Here is a 4,582-nt window from a genome sequence, read left to right as displayed (position 1 = left end):
GCCCGAGCCCGAGCCGCCCAGGGCCGCGATGCCGCCCGCGCCGCCGGCCGCGCCGCCGCCGCCGCCGATGCTCTGGGCCAGGATCCCGTAGGCCACGTCGCCGTGCGTGGTGATCAGGTGATGGTTGGCGACATTGACCGCGCCGCCGATCCCCGCCGCGTTGGAGCCGCCCGCGAAGGCGCCGATGCCGCCGGCCGAGCCGCCCGAACCCGACAGACCGCCCACGCTCTGGGCCAGGATGCCGTTCGAGCCCTTGCCGAAGGTCTCCAGGACGCCGTTGTTGATCACGCCCACCGTGCCGCCGGGTCCGCTGCCGCTGCCGCTGCCGCCCGAACCGACCAGGCCCGCGCCATAGCCGCCGTCGCCGCCCGCGCCGCCCACGCTCTGGACGAACAGGGCCGAGGATTCCGCGCCGTGGGTGGTGACGGCGCCGTCCAGGGTCAGCTTGGCCGTGCCGCCCGCGCCGCCGTGATCGCCGCTGCCGCCTTCGCCATAGGCGCCGATGCCGTCGCCGCCGTCGCCGCCTGAGCCGGCGTTGCTGGTCACCCGCACGCCCACCGCGTTGTCGCCGGTGGTCGAGACCTGGCCGGTGACCGTGACATTGGCCGTTCCGCCCGCGCCGCCGGCCCCGCCGTCGCCGCCGAAGCCGACCGGCACGAACGGCGGCACCAGGAAGCCCACGCCGCCGTCGCCGCCGTTGCTGCCGTCGACCGTGACGTTCACGGCCGGCCCGCCGGCGTTGGTGTAATTGCCGTTGATCGGACCGGTGATCGTGCCGCCGGCGTTGCCGGTGTCGCCGTCCTCGCCGTCCGCCGGACGATCGTCGCCGTCGTCGGCATGGGCGCCGTTGGCGTGCTGGACATGGACCTGGGCCGCGGCCGGCAGTGCGCTCAGCACGCTGGCCCCGATCGCGCCGGCGGCCAGGACGCGTCCCAGCCCCTTGAGCAGCTTGCGCGCGGCGGTTTCGATCCGCACGGCCTGGGCGCGGCTCTTCACGTCGATGATCGGGACAATGTTCGTTTCGACCGGCGGCGGCGCATAGGCCGCCAGCACGGCCAGCGAGGCCAGGGTGTCGTGCAGGCGCAGCAGCAGCTTGGGCGGCAGGGCGCCGGGCGCGCCGAACGACGAGGCCAGCAGGTGGGCGACCGCGTCCTGGGTGGCCAGCAGTTCCGGGGCCGAGGCGCCGAAGCGCTCGCTCAGGGCGGCGGCGACCCGGGGGTCGCGCGCTTCGCGCTCCCRGCGGCCGGCCAACTGCTCCAACCCGTCGGCGAACCGCGCCAGGCGGTCCACGCGCGAAGTCTCCGCAACAGCGGCTTTCGCCGCGCCAGTCGACAGCTTGCCCATGAACTTTTCCCCGATACGCGCGCGCTCAACATCCGACTGCCGACGCGCGCGACAACTTAACCGTTCTTAACCAAAATCGGAGTGTTTTCCCGTGCTGCACGAACAATGTTCGCGCCAGAACGGCACAGATTCCGGCCTTCGCGGGCAGCTGTGCAATTTCCGGTTCCCCGCCACCACGACGAGACCGCCGGGGTTGGGCCGGCGTCGTCATCCGCGGCCGGATCGAGCGAGCGAGGAACCGTCAGCGCGTCGCGCGGACGTACAGCTCGGTCCCGGCCAGAAAGAAGCGCTCGCGCACCTCGAACCCCGCCTCGGCGACCAGCGCAGGCAGGGTTTCCTCGGTGWAGGCCCAGGCGTGGAACAGGTTGTAGCGCGCCACCGGCTGGGCCTTCCACGCGCGGTAGGCGGCGTCGTCGGCCCGCGCGGTCTCGACCACGAACAGCTGGCCGCCGGGTTTGAGGACCCGGAACGCTTCGCGAAACGCCCGGGCGGGCTCGATCTGGTGATCGGCCGTCGACGAGAAGACGACCGCGTCGAACACCTGGTCGGCGAACGGCAGGAAGTCGCCCAGCGCCCGATAGAAGGGAAACTCGCGGGCGCCGTAGAAGGCGGGGTTGCCCGTCGCGGTCGGATCGATTCCGATCCAGCGGCAGGCGTCCACCATGTAGGCCGGCTTTTCCAGCAGCCCGCATCCGACGTCGAGGGCCAGGCCGGACGCGTGCTCGGCGAGCATCGCGCCCAGGCGCAGGCCAGGTTCGTAGTCGCCGTGGCTGAAATTCCCGATCGGCCCGGTGCTGTTGTAGGAGTCTTCGCCCACCTCCTGCAGCAGGCGCCACAGGTCGAAGCGCTCGGCCCCGACAATGGCCTTCAGGACCTCGTCGGCGGGGACCAGGTCGAAGGCTTCAGGGGACGCCAGCGGGACTTTGGAGAYCGGGTCGACCAGCATGACGGCAGTGATGCACGAACGCCTGGAGTCGCCAAGGTTGTGATAACTGCAACGGCAAGCCTGACGTTATCCGCTTCAGCGCTCCCTAGCTTAAGTCTTTGAAAAGATTGGAGCGGGCGATGGGAATCGAACCCACGACATTCTGCTTGGGAAGCAGACGCTCTACCTCTGAGCTACGCCCGCATTGGACGGAAAAGCCTGCGCCGTCCAAGCGCTGAGCCCGTCTAGCCGGTCTCGCCCCTCTTCTCAAGGCCATGCGTTGACGGCGCCCGTGGACCGGCGCACGATCGGGTCAAACAGATGTTCGGGAGAGAACGCATGGCTGACGGTCACCAGCATCCGGATGACCACGAGCGGGCCAAGTTCCACGCGATGGTCGACGGCACGCCGCAGGACTGGTCGATCATCGCCAACGCCTCGATGGAATTCGGCCGCGAACTGCCCACCCGGCTGGTCTCGCACCTCAAGCTGCTGCAGGGCGACTGCGGCGGGTTCGCGATCGACCGGCTGGACCACAGCCTGCAGACCGCCACCCGCGCCTTCCAGGACGGCCGCGACGAGGAATACGTGGTCTGCGCCCTGCTGCACGACATCGGCGACATCCTGGGCCCGCGCAATCACGCCGACATCGCCGCGGCGATCCTGCAGCCCTTCGTCTCGGAGGAGAACCACTGGATGGTGGCGCACCACGCCGTCTTCCAGGGCTATTACTTCTTCCACCACCTGGGCCTGGACCGCGACATGCGCGACCAGTTCAGGGGCCATCCCAGCTTTGAATACACCGCCCAGTTCTGCCATATCTACGACCAGGAAGCCTTCGACCCGGCCTACACGTCGATGCCGCTGGAGGCCTTCGAGCCGATGCTGCACCGGGTGATGTCGGCGCCGAAGCGGTCGATCTATTTGCGCAAGCCGGACGGGGCGGCGGCCTAGGCGGCTGCCGAGGCCCGATCCACCCCGCGTCGTTAAGGGCGTGACAGACGGCGAACGTGGCTTTAGGGTCGGCCTCATGATCCTCGCCGCCAGCCAACAGCTGTTTTGGTATTTTAGCTATCCGACGCCTCTGGCGCCGGGAGGGGATTGTTCGGCCTGAATTCAGCGCCGCAGAATGTCTTCACCAGCCGCCAGGGGTTCTCCCGGGCGGCTTTTTTCATGGCTCCCGGACGTCCCAGTTTCCCGGAGTTACGCCATGCCTTCCTCGACCGCCCCCAATCTCGTCTCCCTGCCGGTCCCCACCGACGACCTGCGGATTCAGAAGCTCCAGACCCTCAGCCCGCCGGCCCAGGTGATCGGCGAGGCGCCGGCCACCTCGTCGATCGCCGAGATCGTCGGGGACGCCCGCAATGCCGTGCACGCGGTGCTGAACGGCCGCGACGACCGCCTGGTGGTGGTCATAGGCCCCTGCTCGATCCACGACCCCAAGGCCGCCCTCGACTACGCCCGCCGCCTGGCCGTCGAACGCCAACGTCACGCCGGCGAGCTGGAAGTGATCATGCGGGTCTATTTCGAGAAGCCGCGCACCACGGTCGGCTGGAAGGGGCTGATCAACGATCCCGACCTGGACGGCGGTTTCCGGATCAACGAGGGCCTGAGGCTGGCGCGGCGGGTGCTGCTGGACGTCAGCGCCCAGGGCCTGCCGGCGGCCTGCGAGTTCCTCGACGTCACCACGCCGCAATATATCGCCGACCTGGTGGCCTGGGGCGCGATCGGCGCACGCACCACCGAAAGCCAGATCCACCGCGAAATGGCCTCGGGCCTGTCGTGCCCGGTGGGCTTCAAGAACGGCACCAACGGCGACGTCAAGGTCGCGGTCGACGCGGTGCTGGCCGCCGCACAGCCGCACCATTTCCTGGCCGTGACCAAGGAAGGCCGCGCCGCCATCGCCACCACCACGGGCAACGCCGACAGCCATGTCGTGCTGCGCGGCGGCAAGACCCCCAACTATGACGCCGCCAGCGTCGCCGCGGTGGCCCAGGCCCTGACCGCCGCCGGCCTGCCGCCGCGGATCATGGTCGACGCCAGCCACGCCAACAGCGGCAAGAACCACGAGAACCAGCCCGCGGTGATCGCCGATCTCTGCGCCCAGGTGGCGACCGGACGCTCGCCCGTCATGGGGGTGATGATCGAGAGCAACCTCGTCGCCGGCCGCCAGGACATCGTCCCGGGCCAACCCCTGACCTACGGCCAGTCTGTCACCGACGCCTGCATCGACTGGGAGACCTCGGTGCGGATGCTGGACGATCTGGCGGCGGCGGTTCGGGCCGGTCGCCAGGCCAGGGCCTAGGGTCGTGG

4 protein-coding genes, 1 tRNA gene and 1 pseudogene are annotated in these 4,582 nt (G+C 69.7%); 3 read left to right on the top strand and 3 right to left on the bottom strand.

What is annotated here, in order from left to right; genetic code table 11:
- The 3 genes and pseudogenes from AC1DZ6_RS19570 to AC1DZ6_RS19560 form a co-directional block, all read right to left on the bottom strand.
- Positions 1–1,344, bottom strand: a pseudogene (locus AC1DZ6_RS19570) (hypothetical protein); the annotation flags it as partial.
- Positions 1,345–1,585: 241 nt separating this feature from the next.
- Positions 1,586–2,290 (bottom strand): methyltransferase domain-containing protein, encoded by a 705-nt coding sequence (locus AC1DZ6_RS19565; protein ID WP_477098807.1) that lies wholly within the window; start codon positions 2,288–2,290, stop codon positions 1,586–1,588.
- Positions 2,291–2,398: 108 nt separating this feature from the next.
- A tRNA-Gly gene (locus tag AC1DZ6_RS19560) sits at positions 2,399–2,473 on the bottom strand.
- Positions 2,474–2,608: 135 nt separating this feature from the next.
- On the opposite strand from AC1DZ6_RS19560, the gene AC1DZ6_RS19555 reads away from it, so the two are divergent.
- The 3 genes from AC1DZ6_RS19555 (at position 2,609) to AC1DZ6_RS19545 (ending at position 4,574) form a co-directional block, all read left to right on the top strand.
- A complete protein-coding gene (locus AC1DZ6_RS19555) occupies positions 2,609–3,223 on the top strand; it encodes an HD domain-containing protein (protein ID WP_477098806.1) in 615 nt (204 codons plus the stop codon).
- Positions 3,224–3,299: 76 nt separating this feature from the next.
- The gene (locus AC1DZ6_RS19550; RefSeq protein WP_477098808.1) at positions 3,300–3,383 is read left to right on the top strand and encodes a hypothetical protein; all 84 of its coding nucleotides are present in this window, start codon (positions 3,300–3,302) and stop codon (positions 3,381–3,383) included.
- 96 nt (positions 3,384–3,479) lie between these two features.
- The gene (locus AC1DZ6_RS19545) at positions 3,480–4,574 is read left to right on the top strand and encodes a 3-deoxy-7-phosphoheptulonate synthase (protein ID WP_477098805.1); all 1,095 of its coding nucleotides are present in this window, start codon (positions 3,480–3,482) and stop codon (positions 4,572–4,574) included.
- The last annotated feature ends 8 nt before the right edge of the window (positions 4,575–4,582 follow it).

This window comes from Caulobacter sp. P1_B12_2 (assembly GCF_056406675.1).
This window is presented reverse-complemented; position numbering and strand designations above follow the sequence as displayed.

Excerpts from the sequence above, each read along its gene's own strand:
- AC1DZ6_RS19550 (WP_477098808.1), top strand. The coding sequence starts at position 3,300 with ATGATCCTCGCCGCCAGCCAACAGCTGTTTTGGTATTTTAGCTATCCG.
- AC1DZ6_RS19545 (WP_477098805.1), top strand. The coding sequence starts at position 3,480 with ATGCCTTCCTCGACCGCCCCCAATCTCGTCTCCCTGCCGGTCCCCACC.
- AC1DZ6_RS19555 (WP_477098806.1), top strand. The coding sequence starts at position 2,609 with ATGGCTGACGGTCACCAGCATCCGGATGACCACGAGCGGGCCAAGTTC.